This is a genomic window from Pseudoduganella lurida, from assembly GCF_007830455.1.
GTDB classification, from domain to species: domain Bacteria; phylum Pseudomonadota; class Gammaproteobacteria; order Burkholderiales; family Burkholderiaceae_D; genus Rugamonas; species Rugamonas lurida.
Genome location: NZ_VLLB01000001.1, coordinates 477,802 through 497,904, shown reverse-complemented (window position 1 = coordinate 497,904; position 20,103 = coordinate 477,802). Strand labels below are relative to the sequence as shown.

The window sequence follows — 20,103 nt, the reverse complement described above, 5'->3', positions numbered from 1 at the left end:
CCGCGGTTTCCGACCCGGTGAGGTGGCATGCGCAGTTCGATCCTCGGCTTCGTCGGCGGTGCCGCGCTCCTGCAGCAGCAGGCCGCATTGCCATCCCATCCGCTGCTGTTGTTCCTGGCATCCGCGATGCTGGCGTTGCTGGGTGCCTGGCGCCTGCGCGGTGCCTGCCGTGTCGCGGCGAACGCACTGTGCGGGCTGGCACTCGGATTCTGCTGGGCCGCGCTGGTCGCCACGCACGCTCTCGCGCCGGGGCTCGCGAAGGCCGACGAAGGCCGCGATGTCGTCATCACCGGCACGATCGATAACCTGCCCAACCGCACCAGCCAGTTCACCCGCTTTAACTTTGCCGTCGAAAGCGCCGAGGGCATGGCGGTGCCGCCGCGTATTGCGCTTTCGTGGTACGCCGGCTTTCGCGGCGCCGTGGAACCGGTGCCGGTGCTGCAGCCGGGCGAGCGGTGGCGCCTGAAGGTACGGCTGCAGCGGCCGCACGGCAACGCCAATCCGCATGGCTTCGACTACGAACTGTGGCTGCTGGAGCAGGGCGTCCGTGCCACCGGCTATGTGCGTGCCGAAGGGCCGCATGTACGGCTGGCCGGCTTCGTGGTCACGCCATCGAATGCGGTGGAACGCATGCGTTCCATGCTGCGGGAGCGCATCCTGCGCGCGCTGGAAGGCCGGGACTATGCCGGCGTCATCGTCGCGCTCGTGGTGGGCGACCAGCGCGCGATCGACCAGTCGGACTGGCAGGTGTTCAACCGCACGGGCATCAGCCACCTCGTGTCCATCTCGGGCCTGCACATCACCATGATCGCGGGGTTGGTCGCATGGCTGGCGGCGGGACTGTGGCGCCGCTCGTTCTTCCTGCGCCGGGTGCAGCTGCCCCTGCTGCTGCCGGCGCAGAAGATCGCCGCGCTGGCCGGCATGCTGGCGGCGCTGCTGTACGTTCTGCTGGCCGGCTTCGGCATTCCGGCGCAGCGCACGCTGTACATGCTGTGCGTGGTGGCGCTGGCCCTGTGGACGGATCGGCTGGCCAGCGTGACCCACGTGCTGGCTTTGGCCGCTTGCGTGGTGGTCCTCATCGACCCCTGGGCCGTGATGTGGCCTGGGTTCTGGCTGTCGTTCGGCGCCGTGGGCGTGATCCTGTATGCGTCGGTCGGAAGGACCGCCGTGTACAAGAATCCCGGCGACCCCGCCGCGGCCGATCCCGACCTGCAGCGCGCCACGCCGCTGACCCGCCGCCAGCGCTGGCTGCGCGGCCTGCGCGCCGCCGTCACGACGCAATACGCCGTCACGCTGGGACTGGTGCCGCTGACGCTGCTGCTGTTCGCGCAGGTGTCGCTGGTCAGCCCGCTGGCCAATGCGATCGCCATCCCCGTCGTCAGCCTGCTGGTCACGCCGCTCGCGCTGGCCGGCGCCGTGCTGCCGACATCATTGGGAACGCCCTTGCTGGTGCTGGCCCACGAGACGATGCGCTGGCTGGCGGCACTGCTCGAGTGGTTCAGCGCCGTACCGCTGGCCGTGTGGACGGCACCGGTACCGCCCTGGTGGCTGTTCGCGCTGGCGCTGGTCGGCACGGCCTGGGCGCTCGCGCCGCGGGGCTGGCCGGCCCGCTGGCTGGGGCTCTTCACCTGGCTGCCATTGCTGGCGCTGCAGCCGGATGCGCCGGCACCCGGCACGCTTCGGGTGACGGCATTCGACGTGGGGCAGGGCATGGCGGTGCTCGTCGAAACGTCCGGCCACCGGCTGCTGTACGACACGGGGCCGTCGTACGGTGAGGAGGCCGATGCGGGCGGCCGGGTGATCCTGCCCTACCTGCGCGCCCGCGGCATCCACCGGCTCGACGGGCTGGTGGTCAGCCATGGCGACAGCGATCACTCGGGCGGCGCGTTGTCGGTACTGCGCGACATCGGGGTGCCGTGGCTGCTGTCGTCGCTGCCGCCCGATCACCCCGCGGCACTGGCCGCCCGTGCGCAACGGCACTGCGTCGCCGGCCAGCGGTGGCAGTGGGACGGCGTGCGCTTCGAGATGCTGCATCCCACGGCCGCCAGCTATGCCGATGCGGCGCTGAAGACGAACGGCCGCAGCTGCACCTTGCGCATCGTGGCGGCCGGCGGCACCGTGCTGCTGCCCGGGGACATCGAGGCGCGGCAGGAGAACGAGCTCGTGGCGCGCGAAGGCCCCCGGCTGCGCGCCGATATCCTGCTGGTGCCGCACCACGGCAGCGGCACGTCGTCGACGGCGCCCTTCCTGGATGCGGTCCAGCCGAGTACCGCCGTGTTCCAGGTCGGCTACCGCAACCGCTATCGCCATCCGAAGCAGGAGGTGGTGGAACGCTATGCCAGCCGGGCCGTGCGGATCGCCCGCAGCGACGAGGTGGGGGCCATCACCATCACGGTGGGCCAGGGCGTGACGATCGAGGAGTACCGCAAGACCCGGCCGCGCTACTGGTACTGATCGCGGCCGGCATCGACCAGCCGGGCGATATCCTCGCGTCGCGCACCATCGCAGCTCACGGCCACGCCATCGGCAAAGACCGGCTGCGCCAGCTTCGTCAGCACGCTCCCGGGCGGCATTTCAACCGCCACGCGGGCGCCCCGTTCCCAGGCATGCCGGAGGGTGTCGTACCACTGCACCTGGCGCGCCATGTTGCTGGCCAGGTCGGCGCCAATGGCGGCGCCGTCGAACAGCGCGCGGGCGGTGCTGCTGCTGACGTAGGTGATGCGCGGGCGCCGCAGCGTCACGGTGGCAAACGCAGCTGCCAGTTCGGCGGCCTGCGTCTGGAACAGCTCGCAGTGGGACGGCACGGCAACCGCCAGGCGTTCCGCCTTCGCGCCCGTGCCACCGGCCTGCACGAGGACCGCCACTGCGTCCAGCGCGCCATCGGCACCGGCCATCACCAGCTGGCGCGGGCCGTTCAGGTTCGCGAGATAGACGGGATGGCCGGGACCATGGACCCCGGCGATGAGTGGCGCCAGCTCGCTGGCCGTCAACCCCGTCACGGCCGTCATGCCATAGCCGGCCGGGTACGCGGTCTCCATCGCGCGCGCGCGCTGCGCCACCAGCCGCACGGCATCGGCGAATGCCAGCACGCCGGCCGTGACGGCGGCGGGGTACGCGCCGATCGACAGGCCGCTCACCATCGACGGCACGGCGCCCAGCGCGGCGAGGTGCCGGGCCGTGGCGACGCCGGCGATCAGCAGGCACAGTTGTACCGCCACGGTGGAGCGCAAGTCGGCTGCCGTATCCAGCGTCAGCGGATCGTGCCCCAGTACCGCTGCCGCTTCCTCCAGCGTGCGGTCGGTGTCCGGATGCGCAGGCAGCGCATGCAGCATGCCGGGGCGCTGCGCGCCCTGGCCGGGAAAGGTGAACAGGACCGTCATGCCGCCTCGGCGTGGCGCCACGGGTCCGCGACCAGCAGCGGTCCATGCGCCGTCTTCAGCAGCACCCGGCCGCCGCGCGCCAGCTCGGCCAGCGCGAAACCACCCCAGCCCGTGTCGACCTGCAGGTCGATGCGACAGGACGCCCCCTGCTGCAATGCCAGCAGGCGGTCGATGACCTGCCCCGACAGGGGAGACGGCGCCCGCACCAGCAGATCGAGGTCGCTGTCCTGCCGCAGCGCGGTGAGACCGCTGGCCAGCTGGAAGCCGGCGCCGCCGGCCGGGCCCCACGCCACGCCCAGCGCATCGAGTTGCGGCGCCAGCGCCGCCAGCGCGAGCAAGGGCGGCAGCGTGCAGTCCGGCGGCACCGGCACGTGGGCCAGCATCTCGGGCGTCACGCAGCGCGTCACGGCGGCACGCTGCACGTGGCCCTTGCAGCGCTGGCTGCGCGTGATACCTCGCGCACCCACCGGCACCCGGCTGCCTGACGCCACGTCGCGCCGCACCACCAGCGGGGCGCGCAGCAGCCAGGCGATGTCGAGCCAGTCCGGCCACGCGCCACCCGCATCGAAGCGGTCCGGCAGGCGCAGGAACAGCAGGTCGTGGGGACGGAATGCGTGCGGTTGCATGGGCTACTCCACCAGCGCGCGGGTGGCAAAGAACAGCAGCGATGGCCCGAGCAGGCAGCCCAGGCCCGTATGGAAGGTCGCCACCAGCGCGCCATACGGCACCAGCCGGCGGTCGGTGGCAGCCAGTCCGGCAGAGACGCCGCTGACGGTCCCTGCCAGTCCGCCGAACACCATCGCGGAGCGGGGCGTGCGCAGCCGCAGGAACTTCGCCGCGGCCGGCGTGCCGACCATCACCATGATCGCCTTGATGAGGCCCGCCGCGATGCTGAGGGCCATCACGTCCGAGCTGGCGCCGATCGCGGCACCGGTGACGGGACCGACGATGTACGTCACCGCCCCGGCACCGATGGTGGTGATGCTGACCGCGTCCCGGTAGCCGAACGCATACGCCACGCCGGCGCCGACGACGAACGGCAGCAGGGTCCCCAGCAGCAGGGCCAGCACGCCGACCATGCCGGCCTTCTTCGCTTCCACCACCTGCACCTCGAACGCAGTGGCCACGATGGCGAAGTCGCGCAGCATCGCGCCACCCATCAGGCCGATGCCGGCAAACAGGGGCACGTCGGCGATGCCTTTGGTGCCGCCGGTCTGGATGCCGCCCCAGTAGGCCAGGCCCAGGCCGATCACGATGGCGATGGCAGAGCCGTGCACGCGGCCCATCGTCAGGTAGCGCGAGCATTGCATCGACACGTACATCACCAGCCCGACCACGGCAAAGGCGAGCACCAGGCCATTGTGCTGGAACGTCTTTTCAAGCAGTTCGATCATGGCGTTCTCCTCAGGCGATGGTGGCGGCTTGCGGCGGCAGCGGATCGTCCGCCGGCTTTTCGCCGCGGTTGATCAGCGCGATGACACAGGCGCAGACGACCACGCTGCCCAGTGCCGCCAGCACGGCGACGGGGCCGCCGCGCAGCGCAGTGACGACATTCTGCTGGGCGGCCATGGCCACCACGACGGGGATGTACATGGCGCCCCAGAAGCCGACGCCCATCTCGGTGGCCTGCGGCATCCAGCCGCGCTTGTGCATCCACAGGCGCGCGCAGATGAGCAGGATCATCGCGATGCCCACGCCGCCCACGTTCGTTTTGGCGCCGATGAGTGTCCCCAGCAGGTCGCCGAGGAAAATGCCCAGCAGGTGGCAGACGGCCAGTAATGCGGTTCCATAAATGATCATGATTTGTCTCCTGGATTCTTTGGTCGATGGACCGGCGGCAGCATGGTTATTTTTGTGCGGCCTGCCGGATTGGTTCAGGCGTTGGCGCCTCCTTCCCACTGCGCGTGCAGCAGTTCGCGGACGCGCCGCGAGGCGGCCCGGTGTGCGCCGCCGAAGCGGCCGGACAGGTCGCGCGCGGCGTCGGCAGCGATGTCCGCCAGTGCCTCTTCCAGCGTGGCACGCACCAGCGCAACGTCACCGGCCGTCGGTGCCGCGGCGCTGGACGCCTGCAGCACGCGCCACAACAGGCCCAGCGACGCGTAGCTGCGGATGTCGTAGGCCATCGGCGGCACGCTCTGCGCCAGGGTCTCCAGCGCCTCGACGGAGCGCAGCGTGATGCGCGCGGCGGATGCCTTGCCCATCGCATGCACCATCACGCCCGCATCGTCCAGCGCGATCAGCCGGTTGGCCTGGTAGCCGTGGGCGAGGAACGCGCCGGACATGGCCAGCCCGACGATCAGGCCGATGACGGGATGTCCGGCGAGGCGCGCCTGCGCATAGGCGCCGGCGGCACCGGCCAGCGCCTGGTGGATGCCGAAGGCTTCCTCGCGCCGGCCGTATGCCTGGCTCGTCACGTCGATGATCGCAACGATCGGGCGCTTGACCGATGCTTCTCGGTCGGCCCCGACAATTTCCTGCACGGCCTGCGCCAGCTGCCAGCCTTCGACGAGGCCCACTTCGCCGTTGCGGGCGCGCGGAAAGCGGTTCTGCGCATCCGGTACGACGGCGATGTAGCGGGCCGGCGCGCCGGCGAGTGTGCCGTCCACGACCTGCACGGCCGTCCAGTCATGGGCCGGTGCGTCTCCCGCCAGCTGCGCCAGCCAGGTGGCGCCATTCGAAGTGGTGTTCATTGCGTTTCCTTCCCGGAGTCATTGCCATAGATGTAGCGCACATCCGCCGCCGCGGGCTGGCGCGCCGTGTCGAAGCGCGCCAGGCTGTCCAGGGAGTGCGCGTAGCGCTCGCTGCGATGGATGGCCGGCGGGCCGGCCCGGAACAGCTCACCCAGCGCGGCGCGCACCTGGGCCGTGTCGTCGTCGACCAGCATATCGGCCAGCCCGGTGGCGTGGCGCTGCGCGCCGCCCGTCAGTCCCCAGATCTGCGCACGGTCGCGCGAGTCGAATTCGGCCAGCCCCGCTTCCTGCTCGATCACCTGCGGGCCGTTCAGGCCCAGGCGCGCTTCGCGGGTCAGCACCAGATACGAACACAGGCCCGCGGCGATCGACATGCCGCCGTAGCAGCCGACCGTGCCGGCGCTCACGCCGATCACGGGCCGGTAGCGCCGCAGGTCGACGATGGCCGACTGGATCTCGGCGATCGCCGCCAGTCCCAGGTTGGCCTCCTGCAGCCGCACGCCACCCGTTTCGAACAGGATGACGGCCTGGGTGGGAATGCCGCTACGGTTGTCGCGCGCCGCCAGTTCCAGCGCGCCGGCGATCTTGGCGCCGCCCACTTCGCCCATGCTGCCGCCCTGGAAGGCGCCTTCGATGGCGAGGACCACGGTGGCCGCGCCGTCCAGCGTGCCCTTGGCAACGATCACGCCGTCATCGGCCTGCGTGACCAGCTTCTGCTGCGCCAGCCAGGGCGAGGTGACGCGGTCGAAGGGCCCCACCAGTTCGCGCATCGAGCCAGTGTCGAGCAGGGCGGCGGCGCGGCTGCGGGCACCCCGTTCGATGAAGCTGTCGCGGCCGAGCAGCTGCTCGATCGGGAGTCGTTCCGTGCTCATGGTGTGCTCCTTCCTGGAGTTGCGGCCAGCGCCGCTTCCTCGTATGCCTGCTCGATGCGCATGCGCACCACGCCGGGCGTGGCGCCGTTGTCGTTGATCTCGATGCGGGCCGCCGGCAGGGCTGCGTCGGCAAACACGCGGGCGAGCAGCGCCGTCCACGTGCCGCCGTAACCGTCCACGGACGTCTGCACCGCCACGCTCGTGCTGCCGGCCGCCTGCGGTTCCAGCAGCACCTCCAGGTCGCCCGAGGCCACCACGCCCGTCACCGTGCGGGATGCGGCGGGCGCGCCGGCCGGGAATTCAAACTGCAGTCGCTCCATGAGGGGCCTCCATTGCGTCGATTGGTTGATTGCCCAGGCTGTCCAGCAGCAGCGCCGCCGCCAGCAGGTCCGCTGCGCCGCCGGGCGAGGTGCCGCGCGCCAGCATGTCCGCTTCCAGTGCCTGGAAAGCCGCAGGACCGGTCGCGCCCGAGACGCCGCCGGCATCGAGCACGGCCTGCGCGCCGGCCTGCGCCGCGGCGAGGGCGGCCGTGCCGCCACGCGCCAGCAGGCAGGTGTCGTCCAGTTCCGCGACGATGGCCAGCAGGGAGTTCAGGCGCGCGGCGCTCTCGCCGTCGCCACGTGCGCGGCAGGCCAGCAGCATCGGCAGCGCCACGTCCACCACATGGGGAAAACCTGCCTCGGCCTGGCCGCGCGCGCCGCCGACACAGTAGGTCCGGCGTGCGGCTTCGCCCTTGTTGCCGGTGCTGGCAGGGGCCTCCGGATCGGCCAGGCGGGCCAGTGCGCCGGCGCGGGCGGCGATGATGGCTGCGCTGCCGGCACCCTGTGCCGCGGCGGTGACGAGCAGTCCCAGCGCCCAGATCGCGCCGCGGTGCGTGTTGACGCCGCCGGTGGCCGTCATCATCGTGGCCTCCGCCATGCGGCCGATGGCGCCGATACGGCGGCGCAGTGCCGGCAGGTCGTCCATCGTCGCGCCGGCCCCCGCCATCGCCGCGAACGCCGGCCGCAGCGCGTGCGCCGACTGGCACATCAGCAGCCAGCTCAGGTCGCGGTGGGCGCCGCTGCCGCGCAGGTCGACCAGGCCCGGTTTCGGCGTCAGCATCGCCTCGTCGACCAGGGCGTTGACGGCCAGTCCGGCCAGGACGTTCGCGCGCGAGCCGGCCACGATGCGCGGGTGCAGTTCATTGAAGGGATTCATTACCAGCTCCTGAATTTGGCGGGCGGGTCGTACAGGCCGTCCGACCAGTCGACCAGCTCGGCGATGCTCTTGGCGGCCAGCAGCGAGCGGGTGGCCTGGCCCCGCTGCACGCCGATGTCTTCCGGCAGCGCGATCAGGCCGTCCTGGCGCATGCGCGCCGTCTGCTTCGGATCGTGCGTCAGGCCCACCGGCGTGACGCCGGCAACGGCGGCCAGCATGGCCTTGCGCTCTTCCAGCGAGCGGGCCTTGTACAGGTAGGCGATGCCTTCTTCCGTCAGCACGTGGGTCACGTCGTCGCCATAGATCATCACGGGTGCCAGCGGCATGCCCGAGGCCTTGCCCACGTCGACCGCATCGAGCGATTCAACGATCGTCGGCTGGCTGCCGTCCTGGAAGGTCTCGACCATCTGCACCACCAGCTTGCGGCCGCGCTGCAGCGGGTCGTCGCCCTCGATCAGGTCCAGCCAGGCCGGTGTGGGATGGCGGCGGCCGTGCGGGTCGTGGCCCATGTTCGGTGCGCCGCCGAAGCCCGTCAGCCGGCCATGCGTGACGGTCGATGAATTGCCCAGGCCATCCATCTGCAGCGTGGCGCCGATGAACAGGTCCACCGCGTACTGGCCGGCCATCTGGCACAGCAGGCGGTTCGAGCGCATCGAGCCGTCCCGGCCCGTGAAGAAGATGTCCGGCCGCGCCGCCGTGTAGGCTTCCATGCCCAGCTCGGCGCCGAAGCAGTGCACGCTCTCGACCCAGCCGCTTTCGATGGCAGGGATCAGCGTGGGGTGGGGATTCAATGTCCAGTTGCGGCAGATCTTGCCCTTCAGGCCCAGCTGCTCGCCGTAGGTCGGCAGCAGCAGCTCGATCGCGGCCGTGTTGAAGCCGATGCCGTGGTTGAGGGACTGCACGTTGTGGCGTTCGTACACGCCGCGGATCGCCATCATCCCCATCAGCACGTGCACCGGCTTGATCAGGCGCGGATCGCGGGTGAACAGGGGCTCGATGTAGAACGGCTTGTCGGCCTGGACGACGAAATCGATCCACGAACCGGGAATGTCCACGCGGGGCAGGCCGGCCGGGTCGTCGACGATCTCGTTCACCTGGGCGATGACGATGCCGTCGCCGAACGCGGCCGCTTCCACCAGTGCCGGCGTGTCCTCCGTGCTGGGGCCCGTGTACAGATTGCCCGCGCGGTCGGCCTTGTAGCCGGCCACCAGCACCACGTTCGGCCGCAGGTCCACGTACAGCCGGGCATACAGCTCGACATAGGTGTGCAGCGCGCCCACCTGCAGCCGGCCGTCCTGCAGCAGCTGGGAAATGCGCAGGCTCTGCGCGCCGGCAAAGGCGAAATCGAGCTTGCTGGCGATGCCCCGTTCGAACAGGTCCAGGTGCTGGGGCAGGCTCACGCTCGGCATGATCATGTGCAGCCCGCTGACCTGGTCCGCATCGAGCTGCACCAGGGCGCGGGCCAGGAAATCGGCCTGCTTCTGGTTGTTCCCTTCCAGGACCACGCGGTCGCCGCTCGCCACCAGCAGCCCCAGCGCGGCGACGATGTGCCCGGTGGGCAGGACGCGGCCGTCGCACAGGTGCTCGACCGCCGCGAGGCGCCGCCGCTTTTCCTGGCGCCGCGTGTCCCACTGGCGTGGGGTTGTGCTGTTCATGCTGTCTCCCGTTGGTGTAATGCGTCGGATAGGTGCCAGCATAGGTTGCCGGCGTGGCCGATTCAATCACTCCCGCCGACGCGACGTTTACTCTGACGGTAAGAATGGGTATGCTGCATTGCAGGAGACAACCATGATCGACGACGAAATCACTCTGAAGAAACTGGAAGTGTTCCTGTCCTTCATGCGGCTCGGCAGCCTGGGCAGCGTGTCCGAAGAGCTGGGCCAGAGCATCGTGAGCGTGCACCGCTCGCTGCACTCGCTGGAGGAAGGGCTGCGCTGCCCCCTGTTCGGGCGCGAGGGACGACGCCTGACCGCGCTGCCGGCCGCCTATGCGTTTGCCAGCCATGCCCAGCGGGCCGTGACGGAGACGGAGGAGGGCATCCGCAAGGTGCGCGAGATCGCCGGCTTCAACAGCGGCCGGCTGCGCATCGGCGCGCTGTATTCGCTGACCCTGCGCTGCATCCCGCACCTGCTGATGGGCCTGAAGCTGCGCCGCCCCGAGCTGCACATCGACCTGACGCTCGGCTCGAACAAGGACCTGCTGCAGGGCCTGGCCGATGGCCGGCTCGATGCCGTCGTGATCGGCCTGCAGGCGCCCCTCGACAACGCGCAGCTGCTGGCCGTGCCGCTGTTCGAGGACGAGGTGCGCCTCGCCGCGCCGCTGGGCTCACCGTTCGCGGGCATGGCGCACGTGGACCTGAAGGACCTGCGCCACGAGCAGTTCATCACGCTGGGCGCCGGCTTCGTCACCGCCGACAGTTTCAACCACGCGTTCCGCCAGGCCGGCTTCGTGCCCGAAACGGCCATGCAGGTGAGCGACATCTTCTCGCTGATTAACCTGGTGGGCAGCGGCATGGGCTACAGCCTGCTGCCGGCCCGCGTGGCCGAGTACAGCGCGCGCATCGAGCTGCTGCCGCTGGCCGAGGCCTATGCCTCGCACCAGGTCATCACGCTGCTGCTGCCCACCTCGCGCGAACGCGACCCGAACCTGCTGGCGCTGGCGGCCGAGTCGCGCATGTTCGGCAAGGGTTGAGAGCCCGCTTGCCGCTTACTGCGCCGGCAGGTGCAGCAGCTCGAGGCCCAGCGCCGTGCGTTCGCGGAAGCCCTTCCACGTGACGGTGTCGCGGCCGGCCGTGCCGCCGGCGGGCAGGGGCGGCAGGTCGAGATAGCCCTGCAGCGGTTCGCCCCTGAGCGTCATGCCCAGGAAGGCGGTGACGAAGTGCTGGTTGATGTTGTTGATGCGCCGGCTGTCCCAGACCGGTTCGGCGTACGCCATGTAATCGTCGAAGCCGGCCGCGATGGCCGCCGGCGACACGGGATTGGGCGCCGTGTTGTGGCGCGCGCCCCGGTAGGTGAGCAGGTAGCGGTCGGCGTGCACCGCGCCCTGGAACAGGCGCCGCACGCCATCCTGGTAGCCGGCCACGTCGTCCTGGTCGCCGCTGATGAACAGCGTGGGCGTGCGCACGCCGGCCAGGCCGGCATCGTCCCAGATCTTGTGTGCACCGCCCCATGGCGCGATCGCCACCACGGCCTTGATGCGCGGATCGCGCCGAGCCTCGTACTGCGCATTGCCCTGCTGGTTGACGGCCAGCCCCCCGCCGGGCACGAAGGCGACGGCCGCCGGGCTGATGCCGGCGCCGACCGCGTTCAGGGCGCCGTAGCCGCCCATCGAATAGCCCACCAGCGCGGTGCGGCCGGGATCGACGAGGCCGGCCAGGAAGTGGCCGCTGCCCGGCTTCGACCAGCCGGCCACCGTCTGCAGCACGAACAGGTCGTCCAGCGGGCGGTTCAGCAGCGTGCTGGGAAAGCCCGCCTTGTCGGCGCGCGTCGATTCCGGATGGTCGACGGCGACGACGACATAACCCTTCGACGCCAGGTTCTCCGTCAGGTAGCTCATCTGCAGGCGCGAGCCCGGATAGCCGTGCGAGACGATCACCAGCGGGTAGCCGCCGGCCGGTGCGGCGGCGGGCCGGGCATCGCGGGCGGCACGGCCGGCGAACTGGAACGGCGTGTTCGGCCGGGCCGGATCGTTGGCGCCCGATCCCAGCACATCCGTGTAGACGGTGTGCTGCGCCTGGCCGGATGCCAGGGCCGCCGGGTACCATACTTCCAGCGTGAGCCTGCGGGTGTAGCGGGGCTCGGGCGTGCCGGCCGTGGCCTTCAGGATGTCCAGCTGCCCGGCATGGTCGACCGCCTGGGTGCGCACGCCCACCGCGAGCGGGCCGCGCGCCGCCAGTTCGGGCGCATCCGGACGGGCATCGCCGAAGTATTCCACCACCGGCACCATATCTGCGGCTTGCGACACGGATTGTGACGCCCATGCCGCGATCACTGCGATGCCCATTGCCAGCTGTGCGACCAGTTTCATGCTGCTCCTTCAATCAGTGAGCGTGCCCGGCGTGGCACGCGGGAGGCGAAGCTCAGGGGACGATGCGGTCCACTTCGTAGTACTTCGCCATGTCGTAGTCCCCGGCATAGAACACGGCGCCGATCTTCCAGCCGCTGTCCCTGCGGTAGCTGAATTCATAGTCGGCGATGCGCGCCAGGGCCTGGCAGCGCGCCGTATCGAACACATAGGCCGGGATCTTTTCGGCACCCTTCGACTTCTTCAGCGCCGTGTACAGCGCGATTTCGCTGTCGGCCGGGCCCTGGCGGAACAGCACCGCGTAGTTGTGCAGGAAGACCGGACGCGCAATCACCAGCGGCTTGCCGTCGTCATACGCCGGCAGCAGCTTGAGGGGAAAACGGTAATGGGCGGCCACCTTGACCGGGTCGCCGGCCAGCGCCGCGGCGCGGAACGCCTGCCAGCTCGTTGCCAAAGCATCCGGCGGCGGCGGGGTGCACGGCGCTGCTGCGGCGTGCGCAATTGCAGTAATGCCCGCGTCGAGCGCGAAGGCCAGGGAGAGGATGCGGCAGCAGCGTATAGCGAAGGGGTTCATTGACGTTTTTCCTTGGTTCCGGGCCAGCGGTATGACACGACGTGGCGCACATGGTCGGCCGGGTCCGCGGCCCAGTGGGCGGATTCCTTGATGGCCTTGTTGCGGATCCGCTTCAGGTACTGCAGACCGGCGCGGATGCTGGCGCGCGCATTGAAACGGTTGCTGTCGTCGATGCCGAACTGCCTGGCCGTGCTGTCGGTCACCTGGGCGATGCCGGACGCCGTGCTGTCCGTGTTCGCGGCATCCGGATGGAAGCCTGACTGGCGCTTGGCAATCGCCAGGTAGCAAGCGATCTCGCGGTTGTTGAAGCCGATCTTGCGGCCTTCCTCGATGATGATGTCGATCACCCTCTGCTGCACTTCCGGCGGCGCGGTTGTTCCCGGACAGCTCCTTGCTGCGGTCGATCGGTTCGTTGGCGTGGGCATGCGGCGACGTCATGGCGCGGTGGCCCGGTGGAACTTCTCGTTGTTGTCGATGGTGATGGTCACCGGCTCGGACTGCGCCGTGTTGGCGGGGAGGGTGTGGCCTATCGTCAGCTGGTAGCGCGCCAGGCCGCCGTTGGCGCCGGTGCCCTGCGCCGCCGTCACATGGCCGTGGAAGGAGCGCGTGCCGCCGCCGCCCGGCGATTCTCCGCCGCGCACGCATTCGGCCAGCAACGCATCGCTGCCCAGGGGTGTCGCGAGACGTATCAGCCTGGTTTCCTGCGTGAGGCCACGCAGGTCGGCCCTGAGCAGGCCGGGTAGGTCGGACATGCCGCGGAACTCCTGTCTTTGTTGAAAGGATTGCACTACAACCGGTATTACACCGTATAACGAACCCGGCAGCAAGGGGCATGCGTGCGCGGATCCGCCGCGGTTGGCGCAGATCGGCCGGTGGCGACCGCCGCCGTCGGTTAGAATCCGGGCGATCCGTACTGCGGCCTCCCGGCGCACCCATGAAACCGATACTGCATTTCTCCCACGCTAACAGCTACCCCGCCGGCACCTACCGTCAACTCTTCGCGCTGCTGGGCGCCGACTTCGACGTGCAGGCCCTCGACATGCATGCGCACGATCCGGCCTATCCGCCGCAGGATGGCTGGCAGGCGCTGGTCGACCAGCTGGTGGCGGAACTCGAGCGGCGCTACGGCGGCACGCCCGTGATCCTGGTGGGCCATTCGCTGGGCGGCATGCTGAGCCTGATGGCGGCGGCGCAACGTCCGGACCTGGCGCGCTGCGTGGTGATGCTCGATTCGCCCGTCGTCGCCGGCTGGCGCGCGCTGGCCTGGCGCCTGCTCAAGCACTTCGGCGCGGGCGACCGCTATTCGCCGGCGCGGCTGTCCGTCAAGCGGCGCAACGTGTGGCCCGGCGCGGACGAGGCGCTGCGCCACTTCGCGGGCAAGGCGCTGTTTGCCGCCTGGGCGCCCGGCGTGCTGCAGGATTACCTGGATGCCGGGCTGGTGCCCCATCGGGATGGCGTGCAGCTGCGTTTCTCGCGCGAGGTGGAAACAGCCGTGTACCGCACCTTGCCGCATCACGTAGGCGGCCTGGTGGCCCGGCAGTTCCCGGTGCCGGTCGGCTACCTGGCAGGCAGCACGTCGCCGGAGAACCGCCAGGCGGGCCTGGGCGCCACGCGCCGGCTGGTGGGGCGGCACTTCCGCGTGCTGCCCGGCGGGCACCTGTTCCCGATGGAGTCGCCGGCGCTGACGGCGCAGGCCATCGGCGCGATGATCCGCGAGCTGCTCGGCGAGCTGCCAGGCCCCGCGCCCGCCGGCGCGCTGGCGATCGAGCAGGGGTCCTGAGGATGGGCGGCGGCGCCGGAATCGCGTAAAATCACGCCGATACGCGCCGTGGACCCCGCGCCACGCGCTCCAGCAACCAGACCAAGAGTAAAGCCCCCGATGACGATTAAAAGCGACAAATGGATCCGCCGCATGGCGGAATCGACCGGCATGATCGAGCCCTTCGAACCGGACCAGGTGCGGTCCGTCGATGGCCGCAAGGTGATCTCGTTCGGTACCTCGTCGTACGGCTACGACATCCGCTGCGCCGATGAATTCAAGGTCTTCACCAACATCAACAGCACCATCGTCGATCCGAAGAACTTCGATTCGAATTCGTTCGTCGACATCAAGAGCGACGTGTGCATCATCCCGCCGAACTCGTTCGCGCTGGCCCGCACCATCGAATACTTCCGCATCCCCCGCAACGTACTGACGGTCTGCCTGGGCAAGTCGACGTATGCGCGCTGCGGCATCATCGTCAACGTGACGCCGTTCGAACCGGAATGGGAAGGCTACGTGACGCTGGAGTTCTCCAACACCACGCCGCTGCCGGCCAAGATCTACGCGGGCGAAGGCTGCGCGCAGGTGCTGTTCTTCGAAAGCGACGAGGTGTGTGACATCTCGTACAAGGACCGCAACGGCAAGTACCAGGGCCAGCATGGCGTGACGCTGCCGAAGGCCTGAGCCGCCGTCGTTGCTGATGAAAAAACGGCGCCTGCGAAGGCGCCGTTTTTTTTATGGCATGGAACCGGTCATGGCATGGAACCGGTCAGTCGAGCGGCAGCGCGATCTCCACGCACAGGCCGCCGCCCGCGCGGTTGCTGGCGGCGCGGTTGCTGGCGGTAATGGTGCCGCCGTGCTGCTGTACCACCTGCCGGGCGATGGCCAGGCCGAGGCCGTGGCCGTCGACATCCTTGTCGGTACCGCTGCTGCGGAAGAAGGGTTCGAAGATGGCCTGCAGGTCCTGCGGCGCCACGCCGGGCCCCTGGTCCAGCACGCCGATCCGCAGCATGCCGTCGCGCGCCACGCTCTCCACGACCACCGTGCCGCCTTCGGGGCTGTGCTTGATGGCGTTGCGTACCACGTTCTCGATGGCCCGTGCCAGCAGGTCCGGCTGGCCCAGCAGCAGCACGTCGGCGATGTCGTGGGACAGCACCGTGCGGCCCTGCGACGCCGCCTCGAACTGCGCGTCGCCGACGATCTGCAGCAGCAGTTCGGCCATGTCGATTTCGTCCTTCGCCACGGCGATCGCACCCGCTTCCAGCCGCGACAGCGTGAGCAGCTCGCCCACCAGCTTGTCCATGCGGATGCTTTCGCGTTCGATGCGTTCCAGCGACGCGGCGGTGCGGTCGGGTCGCTGGTGCGCCAGGCCGATCGCGGCCTGCAGCCGCGCCAGCGGCGAGCGCAGTTCGTGCGACACGTCGTGCAGCAGCCGCGTCTGGCCGTCCATCAGGCTGCGCAGCCGCGCCGTCATGCGGTCGAAGTCGTGGCCCAGGTCCGTCAGTTCGTCGTGCCGCCCGCCGCCCACGTGCGCGAAGCGCGGGGCCAGGTCGCCCTGCGATGCCGCTTCGAAGGCCTGGCGCAGCGAGCGGATCGGGCGCGAGAAATACCATGCCAGCAGCGCCGCGAACAGCAGGCTGGCGGCCACCGCCACGGCGAGGGGGATGAAGGGCGTCAGTGGCTGGAAGCGCGGGTTGCGGTCCTCGGGCCCCATCGGGCCGCCGGGGCCGGGCTGGCCCGGACCTCCCATCGGGCCGCCGCCCGTGAAGCGGGGCTGGTCCGGCCGGGCGACCGGCGTGCGGCCATCGGGCGGACCGCCTTCGCGGCGCGGGCCGCCCACGCCCAGCGGGATGCCGGCACCGGCCAGCAGCGGCCGCGCATCGGCGTTGTTCAGGTTGCGCTCCTGCGCCGGCAGGAACAGCAGGTAGTGGCGCCCGCTCGGCAGCATCACGCGGCGCACCACGCGGGTGTCACCCTGCGCCAGCAGGGCGCGCGCTTCGTTGACGACGGTCGGGTTGACGATGCGGCCCAGCAGTTCCTTGCCCCGTTCGTCGACGGCAAATACGCGGTGCCGGTCCATGTTCTCCAGCAGCCGCGTGAGCGCCTGCGCGCCGCCGAATTCCAGCGTGGCGGCGGCCGATTCGATGGCCATGCCGGCCGGCGGGCTCATGTCGATATCGAGCCGCCTGCCCTGTTCCGCGGCGCGGTTCTTCAGCCACACGGCCCCGCCGATGCCCGCCGCGGCCACGATCTGCGCCAGCAGGATCGACAGGAAGAACTTCCAGAACAGGCGGCCCACGGTCAGTCCTTGATCAGCTGGTAGCCCATGCGGTAGACGGTCTGCAGGCAGGAGCGGCCATCGGCCAGCGTACCCAGTTTGTGGCGCAGGCTGGACAGGTGCACGTCGATATTGCGGTCGAAGCGCGCCATCGGCCGGCCCAGGCCCTGTTCGGACAGCGTGTTCTTGCTGACGGCCTTGCCGGCATTCCTGGCCAGGACTTCCAGCAGGTTGAATTCGGTGCTGGTCAGTTCCAGCGTGGTGCCGGCCCAGCTGGCGCGGCGCTGCTCCGGCCACATGGTGAGCTGGCCGACGACGAGCGGCGCGGAGGCCAGCTGGTCCATCGGCGAACCCTGCGTGCGGCGCAGGATGGCGCGGATGCGCGCGGTCAGTTCGCGCGGCGTGCAGGGCTTCGTCACGTAATCATCGGCACCCAGTTCCAGGCCCACGATGCGGTCCGTGTCGTCGCCGCGGCCCGTGAGCATCAGGATCGGCATGCGGCTGGCGGCGCGGATGCGGCGCAGCGTTTCCAGGCCGTTCATGCGCGGCATCATCACGTCCAGGATCGCGATCGCGTACTGGCCCGTCAGCGCGGCGGCGGTGCCGGCCTCGCCGTCATGCGCCGTCTTCACTTCGAAGCCTTCCTGCTCCAGGTATTCCTGGAACATTCCCACCAGTTCGACATCGTCGTCGATCAACAGAACCTTGCTCATTTCAGCTTCTTCTACACAGTACCGAGGAAGGCATGATAGCAGCCTGCCTGCGCCCGGGCGCGGCGTTTTACCCGCTTTTACAGCGCTGGCGGCGGTGTGCCTTTACACGGATTTACGTCCCTCTAACCGCGCTTTACAGGGGGCGGCGGGACAATGATGCCTCCCCTGAAACGCAAGGATGCCGAATGAAAAACAAGATGAAGTCCGCCCCCCTCAATCAGTTCCTGCTGGCCGCCGCGCTGGCGCTGCCTTGGGCCATGTCGGCCACCTCGGCCGCATCGGCCGCCCCGGCCATGGATGGCGGCGAAGGTGCGCCGGGCCAGGGCCCGCAGGCCGGCGAACGCCGCGGCCGGCCGCCCGGTGCCGACATGGGCCCCCGTGGCGAAGCGGGGCCGCGCGGCCATGGCCCTGGCCGTGGTCCCGGTTTCGGTCCGGATGGCGACCCCGATGCCGGCCCCGGTTTCGACGGCATGCCGCCGTACCTGCATGGCCTGGACCTGAGCGAGGCCCAGGAGGACCGCATCTTCACCATCCTGCACGACCAGATTCCGTATCTGCGCCAGCAGGACAAGGCACGCGACAAGGCCGAACACGCGCTGTTCGAGCTGCACGGCGCCGCGAAGTATGACGACGCGGCCGCCGTCAAGCTGGCCCAGGCCGCCGCGCAGGCCGATGCCAACATCACGCTGTCGCACCTGCGCACCGAGCAGAAGGTGCTGGCGGTGCTGAATGCCGAGCAGCGCAAGGAACTCGCCGAACGCCGCGAGGGGCGCGGACCGCGCCGCGAGGGTGGCCACGGGGCGCCCCGCGACGCCGGCCAGGCCGCACCGCAACAATAAGGAGAGCACGATGAGCATCAATTCCCTCACGACCAGCGCCGCCAGCCAGCTGGCCTACACCAGCCGCGTGTCCGGTACCTCGTCCACCTCGTCCACGTCCTCCAGCCAGGCGGTGCGCCAGGCGCCGCCGGCCCGGCCGGATGATGGCGGCGGCCTGATCGGCGCGATCGCCGATGCGCTGAAGTCGATCGGCGTGGCCAGCACCGAGGACACGTCGACCGCCAGTACCGATGGCACCACCAGCAGTTCGGACACCACCAGCACCGGCAATGCTGCACAGGCGCTGGGCACGTTCCTGGAAAGCCTGATGGGTGCACTGCATGCTCAGAACGCCGGCAGCGGCAGCGATGCGGGGGACGGCGGCACGCCACCGTATGGCGAACCACCGCAGGGCGGCCCGGGCATGGGCGGCGGACCCGGCAAGCTGTCGTCGGACCTGGAAAGCCTGATCGCCAGCCTCAGCGAGGGGACCGGTAATACCGACAGCCAGTCCGCCACGGAAAGCACGGGCACCGACAGCACGGTCGGCACGCTGCAAAGCACGTTCAAGGACCTGCTGTCCGCCCTGGGCAGCGACAGCGCCGACGCGACGACGCAGCTGACCAGCTTCCTGCAGTCGCTGTCCAGCAAGCTGCCCTCCGCCGGCAGCACGGGCAACCTGATCAACACTTCGGCATAAGCCACCACGGGAGCCAGCATGGAACATCACGGACACAGTCTCGAAGAAGACCTGCAGACGATGCTGCAAGCCACCACGGGCCGCCGGCAGTCGCTGCGCTGGCTGCTGGCCAGCGCGGCATCGCTGCCGCTGCTCGGTTGCGGCGGCAGTTCGTCCGACGCCGCCACCGGCACGACGGGTACCAGCACCAGCACGGGTACCAGCACCAGCACGGGTACAAGCACGAGCACGAGCACGGGCACTACCACCACCGGCACCACGACGACGACCACGACCAGCGGCAGCTGCTCGGTGATCCCGGAGGAGACGGGCGGGCCTTACCCGGCCGACGGCACCAACAGCAATAGCAGCGGCGTGGTCAACGTGCTGACGCAGAGCGGCGTCGTGCGCAGCGATCTCCGCAGCAGCTTTGGCAGCATGTCCGGCACGGCCGCCGGCATTCCGCTGACGATCAAGCTGCACATCGTGAACGCGAATGCCAGCTGCGCGGCGGCCAATGCGTTCGCCGTCTACCTGTGGCAGTGCGACCGCGACGGCAACTACTCGCTGTACTCGAGCGGCGTCACGAACCAGAACTACCTGCGCGGCGTGCAGGAAGCCGATGCCAATGGCGACATTGTCTTCACCACGATCTTCCCCGGCTGCTACTCGGGCCGCATGCCGCACGTGCACTTCGAGGTGTACAGCACCCTGGCAAAGGCCGCGAGCGCGTCGAACCGCATCAAGACCTCGCAGTTCACCTTCCCGATGGCCACGCTGAACGAGGTGTATGCCACCAGCGGCTACAGCGCCAGCGTGCGCAACCTGGCGCAGATCAGCTATGCGTCCGACAACGTGTTCGGCGATGGCTACTCGCTGCAGCTGGCCACGATCACCGGCAACGTCACGGACGGCTACGTGGCCACGCTGACGGTGGCAATCGCTGCCTGACGGGACGCGGCCGGCCGCGGCCCTCGCAACCACCCTGGCGAAATCCGTTTCGCCGTTTGTTCGCCCGGCCCCTCGCCGGGCGAATCCGTCTTCGCCATCCGTTTTGCCTGGGACGCCACTGGCTGGCCTGCCGCCGGCGCGTCGGAAGCCGGCGACCGGCACCGCG

Annotated in this window: 22 protein-coding genes; 7 read left to right on the top strand and 15 right to left on the bottom strand. The window is 69.7% G+C overall.

Features of this window, described 5'->3' with window-relative positions; translation table 11 throughout:
• Positions 1-27 precede the first annotated feature (27 nt).
• Entirely contained in the window at positions 28-2,454 is a 2,427-nt protein-coding gene (locus IP91_RS02255) for a DNA internalization-related competence protein ComEC/Rec2 (protein ID WP_145647143.1), read from the top strand.
• Here IP91_RS02255 and mdcH read toward each other — a convergent pair.
• From mdcH to mdcA, 9 genes are all read right to left on the bottom strand, one after another.
• Positions 2,442-3,380, bottom strand: coding sequence for a malonate decarboxylase subunit epsilon (gene mdcH, locus IP91_RS02250; RefSeq protein WP_145647142.1), 939 nt, complete (start codon positions 3,378-3,380; stop codon positions 2,442-2,444). The two genes, IP91_RS02255 and mdcH, sit on opposite strands and share 13 nt — an antisense overlap.
• On the bottom strand, positions 3,377-4,006 hold the full coding sequence (locus IP91_RS02245; protein WP_145647141.1) for a malonate decarboxylase holo-ACP synthase: 630 nt from the start codon (positions 4,004-4,006) through the stop codon (positions 3,377-3,379). Before IP91_RS02245 ends, mdcH begins: the two co-directional genes overlap by 4 nt.
• Before the next feature lie 3 nt (positions 4,007-4,009).
• Positions 4,010-4,774, bottom strand: coding sequence for a malonate transporter subunit MadM (madM, locus tag IP91_RS02240; RefSeq protein ID WP_145647140.1), 765 nt, complete (start codon positions 4,772-4,774; stop codon positions 4,010-4,012).
• 10 nt (positions 4,775-4,784) lie between these two features.
• Positions 4,785-5,180, bottom strand: a complete 396-nt coding sequence (gene madL / locus IP91_RS02235) for a malonate transporter subunit MadL (RefSeq protein WP_145647139.1) — start codon at positions 5,178-5,180, stop codon at positions 4,785-4,787.
• A 74-nt stretch (positions 5,181-5,254) separates the two neighbouring features.
• Positions 5,255-6,070, bottom strand: a complete 816-nt coding sequence (gene mdcE, locus IP91_RS02230; RefSeq protein ID WP_145647138.1) for a biotin-independent malonate decarboxylase subunit gamma — start codon at positions 6,068-6,070, stop codon at positions 5,255-5,257.
• Positions 6,067-6,942 carry a biotin-independent malonate decarboxylase subunit beta gene (locus tag IP91_RS02225; RefSeq protein WP_145647137.1) on the bottom strand — a complete coding sequence of 292 codons (876 nt, stop codon included), beginning with the start codon at positions 6,940-6,942 and terminating at the stop codon, positions 6,067-6,069. Before IP91_RS02225 ends, mdcE begins: the two co-directional genes overlap by 4 nt.
• Positions 6,939-7,262, bottom strand: a complete 324-nt coding sequence (locus IP91_RS02220) for a malonate decarboxylase subunit delta (protein ID WP_145647136.1) — start codon at positions 7,260-7,262, stop codon at positions 6,939-6,941. Before IP91_RS02220 ends, IP91_RS02225 begins: the two co-directional genes overlap by 4 nt.
• Positions 7,243-8,139: a triphosphoribosyl-dephospho-CoA synthase gene (locus tag IP91_RS02215; protein ID WP_145647135.1), complete on the bottom strand. Its 897-nt coding sequence runs from the start codon at positions 8,137-8,139 to the stop codon at positions 7,243-7,245. Before IP91_RS02215 ends, IP91_RS02220 begins: the two co-directional genes overlap by 20 nt.
• Positions 8,139-9,794, bottom strand: a complete 1,656-nt coding sequence (gene mdcA, locus IP91_RS02210) for a malonate decarboxylase subunit alpha (protein ID WP_145647134.1) — start codon at positions 9,792-9,794, stop codon at positions 8,139-8,141. The genes IP91_RS02215 and mdcA overlap by 1 nt, the downstream gene beginning before the upstream one ends.
• A 133-nt stretch (positions 9,795-9,927) precedes the next feature.
• Here mdcA and IP91_RS02205 point away from each other — a divergent pair, with 133 nt between their 5' ends.
• Complete coding sequence (locus IP91_RS02205; protein ID WP_145647133.1) at positions 9,928-10,830, top strand: LysR family transcriptional regulator; 903 nt, start codon at positions 9,928-9,930, stop codon at positions 10,828-10,830.
• A 15-nt stretch (positions 10,831-10,845) separates the two neighbouring features.
• Here IP91_RS02205 and IP91_RS02200 read toward each other — a convergent pair whose 3' ends face one another.
• The 4 genes from IP91_RS02200 to IP91_RS02185 form a co-directional block, all read right to left on the bottom strand.
• On the bottom strand, positions 10,846-12,165 hold the full coding sequence (locus tag IP91_RS02200) for an alpha/beta hydrolase family protein (RefSeq protein ID WP_145647132.1): 1,320 nt from the start codon (positions 12,163-12,165) through the stop codon (positions 10,846-10,848).
• Between the two features lie 52 nt (positions 12,166-12,217).
• Complete coding sequence (locus IP91_RS02195; RefSeq protein WP_145647131.1) at positions 12,218-12,736, bottom strand: hypothetical protein; 519 nt, start codon at positions 12,734-12,736, stop codon at positions 12,218-12,220.
• On the bottom strand, positions 12,733-13,083 hold the full coding sequence (locus IP91_RS02190; RefSeq protein WP_158643061.1) for a transglycosylase SLT domain-containing protein: 351 nt from the start codon (positions 13,081-13,083) through the stop codon (positions 12,733-12,735). The genes IP91_RS02195 and IP91_RS02190 overlap by 4 nt, the downstream gene beginning before the upstream one ends.
• Before the next feature lie 87 nt (positions 13,084-13,170).
• On the bottom strand, positions 13,171-13,488 hold the full coding sequence (locus IP91_RS02185; RefSeq protein ID WP_145647129.1) for a hypothetical protein: 318 nt from the start codon (positions 13,486-13,488) through the stop codon (positions 13,171-13,173).
• 182 nt (positions 13,489-13,670) lie between these two features.
• Between IP91_RS02185 and IP91_RS02180 the strand changes: the two genes are divergently transcribed.
• Both IP91_RS02180 and dcd read left to right on the top strand, forming a co-directional pair.
• Entirely contained in the window at positions 13,671-14,516 is an 846-nt protein-coding gene (locus tag IP91_RS02180; RefSeq protein ID WP_145647128.1) for an alpha/beta fold hydrolase, read from the top strand.
• 99 nt (positions 14,517-14,615) lie between these two features.
• Positions 14,616-15,182 (top strand): dCTP deaminase, encoded by a 567-nt coding sequence (gene dcd / locus IP91_RS02175; protein ID WP_145647127.1) that lies wholly within the window; start codon positions 14,616-14,618, stop codon positions 15,180-15,182.
• Between the two features lie 85 nt (positions 15,183-15,267).
• On the opposite strand, the gene IP91_RS02170 is transcribed toward dcd, so the two are convergent.
• Positions 15,268-16,797, bottom strand: a complete 1,530-nt coding sequence (locus IP91_RS02170) for a sensor histidine kinase (RefSeq protein WP_145647126.1) — start codon at positions 16,795-16,797, stop codon at positions 15,268-15,270.
• Positions 16,798-16,799: 2 nt separating this feature from the next.
• Positions 16,800-17,489, bottom strand: coding sequence for a response regulator transcription factor (locus tag IP91_RS02165; RefSeq protein WP_145647125.1), 690 nt, complete (start codon positions 17,487-17,489; stop codon positions 16,800-16,802).
• Between the two features lie 185 nt (positions 17,490-17,674).
• Here IP91_RS02165 and IP91_RS02160 point away from each other — a divergent pair, with 185 nt between their 5' ends.
• From IP91_RS02160 to IP91_RS02150, 3 genes are read left to right on the top strand one after another with little or no spacing between them, the layout of a single operon-like run.
• The gene (locus IP91_RS02160) at positions 17,675-18,328 is read left to right on the top strand and encodes a Spy/CpxP family protein refolding chaperone (RefSeq protein ID WP_145647124.1); all 654 of its coding nucleotides are present in this window, start codon (positions 17,675-17,677) and stop codon (positions 18,326-18,328) included.
• 10 nt (positions 18,329-18,338) lie between these two features.
• A complete protein-coding gene (locus tag IP91_RS02155) occupies positions 18,339-19,007 on the top strand; it encodes a hypothetical protein (RefSeq protein WP_145647123.1) in 669 nt (222 codons plus the stop codon).
• Between the two features lie 18 nt (positions 19,008-19,025).
• Complete coding sequence (locus tag IP91_RS02150) at positions 19,026-19,937, top strand: peptidase associated/transthyretin-like domain-containing protein (protein ID WP_145647122.1); 912 nt, start codon at positions 19,026-19,028, stop codon at positions 19,935-19,937.
• Positions 19,938-20,103 lie beyond the last annotated feature (166 nt).

Bases quoted from the DNA above. Each gene is read 5' to 3' on its own strand.
- IP91_RS02255 (WP_145647143.1), top strand. From the start codon at position 28: ATGCGCAGTTCGATCCTCGGCTTCGTCGGCGGTGCCGCGCTCCTGCAG.
- mdcH (WP_145647142.1), bottom strand. From the start codon at position 3,380: ATGACGGTCCTGTTCACCTTTCCCGGCCAGGGCGCGCAGCGCCCCGGC.
- IP91_RS02245 (WP_145647141.1), bottom strand. From the start codon at position 4,006: ATGCAACCGCACGCATTCCGTCCCCACGACCTGCTGTTCCTGCGCCTG.
- madM (WP_145647140.1), bottom strand. From the start codon at position 4,774: ATGATCGAACTGCTTGAAAAGACGTTCCAGCACAATGGCCTGGTGCTC.
- madL (WP_145647139.1), bottom strand. From the start codon at position 5,180: ATGATCATTTATGGAACCGCATTACTGGCCGTCTGCCACCTGCTGGGC.
- mdcE (WP_145647138.1), bottom strand. From the start codon at position 6,070: ATGAACACCACTTCGAATGGCGCCACCTGGCTGGCGCAGCTGGCGGGA.
- IP91_RS02225 (WP_145647137.1), bottom strand. From the start codon at position 6,942: ATGAGCACGGAACGACTCCCGATCGAGCAGCTGCTCGGCCGCGACAGC.
- IP91_RS02220 (WP_145647136.1), bottom strand. From the start codon at position 7,262: ATGGAGCGACTGCAGTTTGAATTCCCGGCCGGCGCGCCCGCCGCATCC.
- IP91_RS02215 (WP_145647135.1), bottom strand. From the start codon at position 8,139: ATGAATCCCTTCAATGAACTGCACCCGCGCATCGTGGCCGGCTCGCGC.
- mdcA (WP_145647134.1), bottom strand. From the start codon at position 9,794: ATGAACAGCACAACCCCACGCCAGTGGGACACGCGGCGCCAGGAAAAG.
- IP91_RS02205 (WP_145647133.1), top strand. From the start codon at position 9,928: ATGATCGACGACGAAATCACTCTGAAGAAACTGGAAGTGTTCCTGTCC.
- IP91_RS02200 (WP_145647132.1), bottom strand. From the start codon at position 12,165: ATGAAACTGGTCGCACAGCTGGCAATGGGCATCGCAGTGATCGCGGCA.
- IP91_RS02195 (WP_145647131.1), bottom strand. From the start codon at position 12,736: ATGAACCCCTTCGCTATACGCTGCTGCCGCATCCTCTCCCTGGCCTTC.
- IP91_RS02185 (WP_145647129.1), bottom strand. From the start codon at position 13,488: ATGTCCGACCTACCCGGCCTGCTCAGGGCCGACCTGCGTGGCCTCACG.
- IP91_RS02180 (WP_145647128.1), top strand. From the start codon at position 13,671: ATGAAACCGATACTGCATTTCTCCCACGCTAACAGCTACCCCGCCGGC.
- dcd (WP_145647127.1), top strand. From the start codon at position 14,616: ATGACGATTAAAAGCGACAAATGGATCCGCCGCATGGCGGAATCGACC.
- IP91_RS02165 (WP_145647125.1), bottom strand. From the start codon at position 17,489: ATGAGCAAGGTTCTGTTGATCGACGACGATGTCGAACTGGTGGGAATG.
- IP91_RS02160 (WP_145647124.1), top strand. From the start codon at position 17,675: ATGAAAAACAAGATGAAGTCCGCCCCCCTCAATCAGTTCCTGCTGGCC.
- IP91_RS02155 (WP_145647123.1), top strand. From the start codon at position 18,339: ATGAGCATCAATTCCCTCACGACCAGCGCCGCCAGCCAGCTGGCCTAC.
- IP91_RS02150 (WP_145647122.1), top strand. From the start codon at position 19,026: ATGGAACATCACGGACACAGTCTCGAAGAAGACCTGCAGACGATGCTG.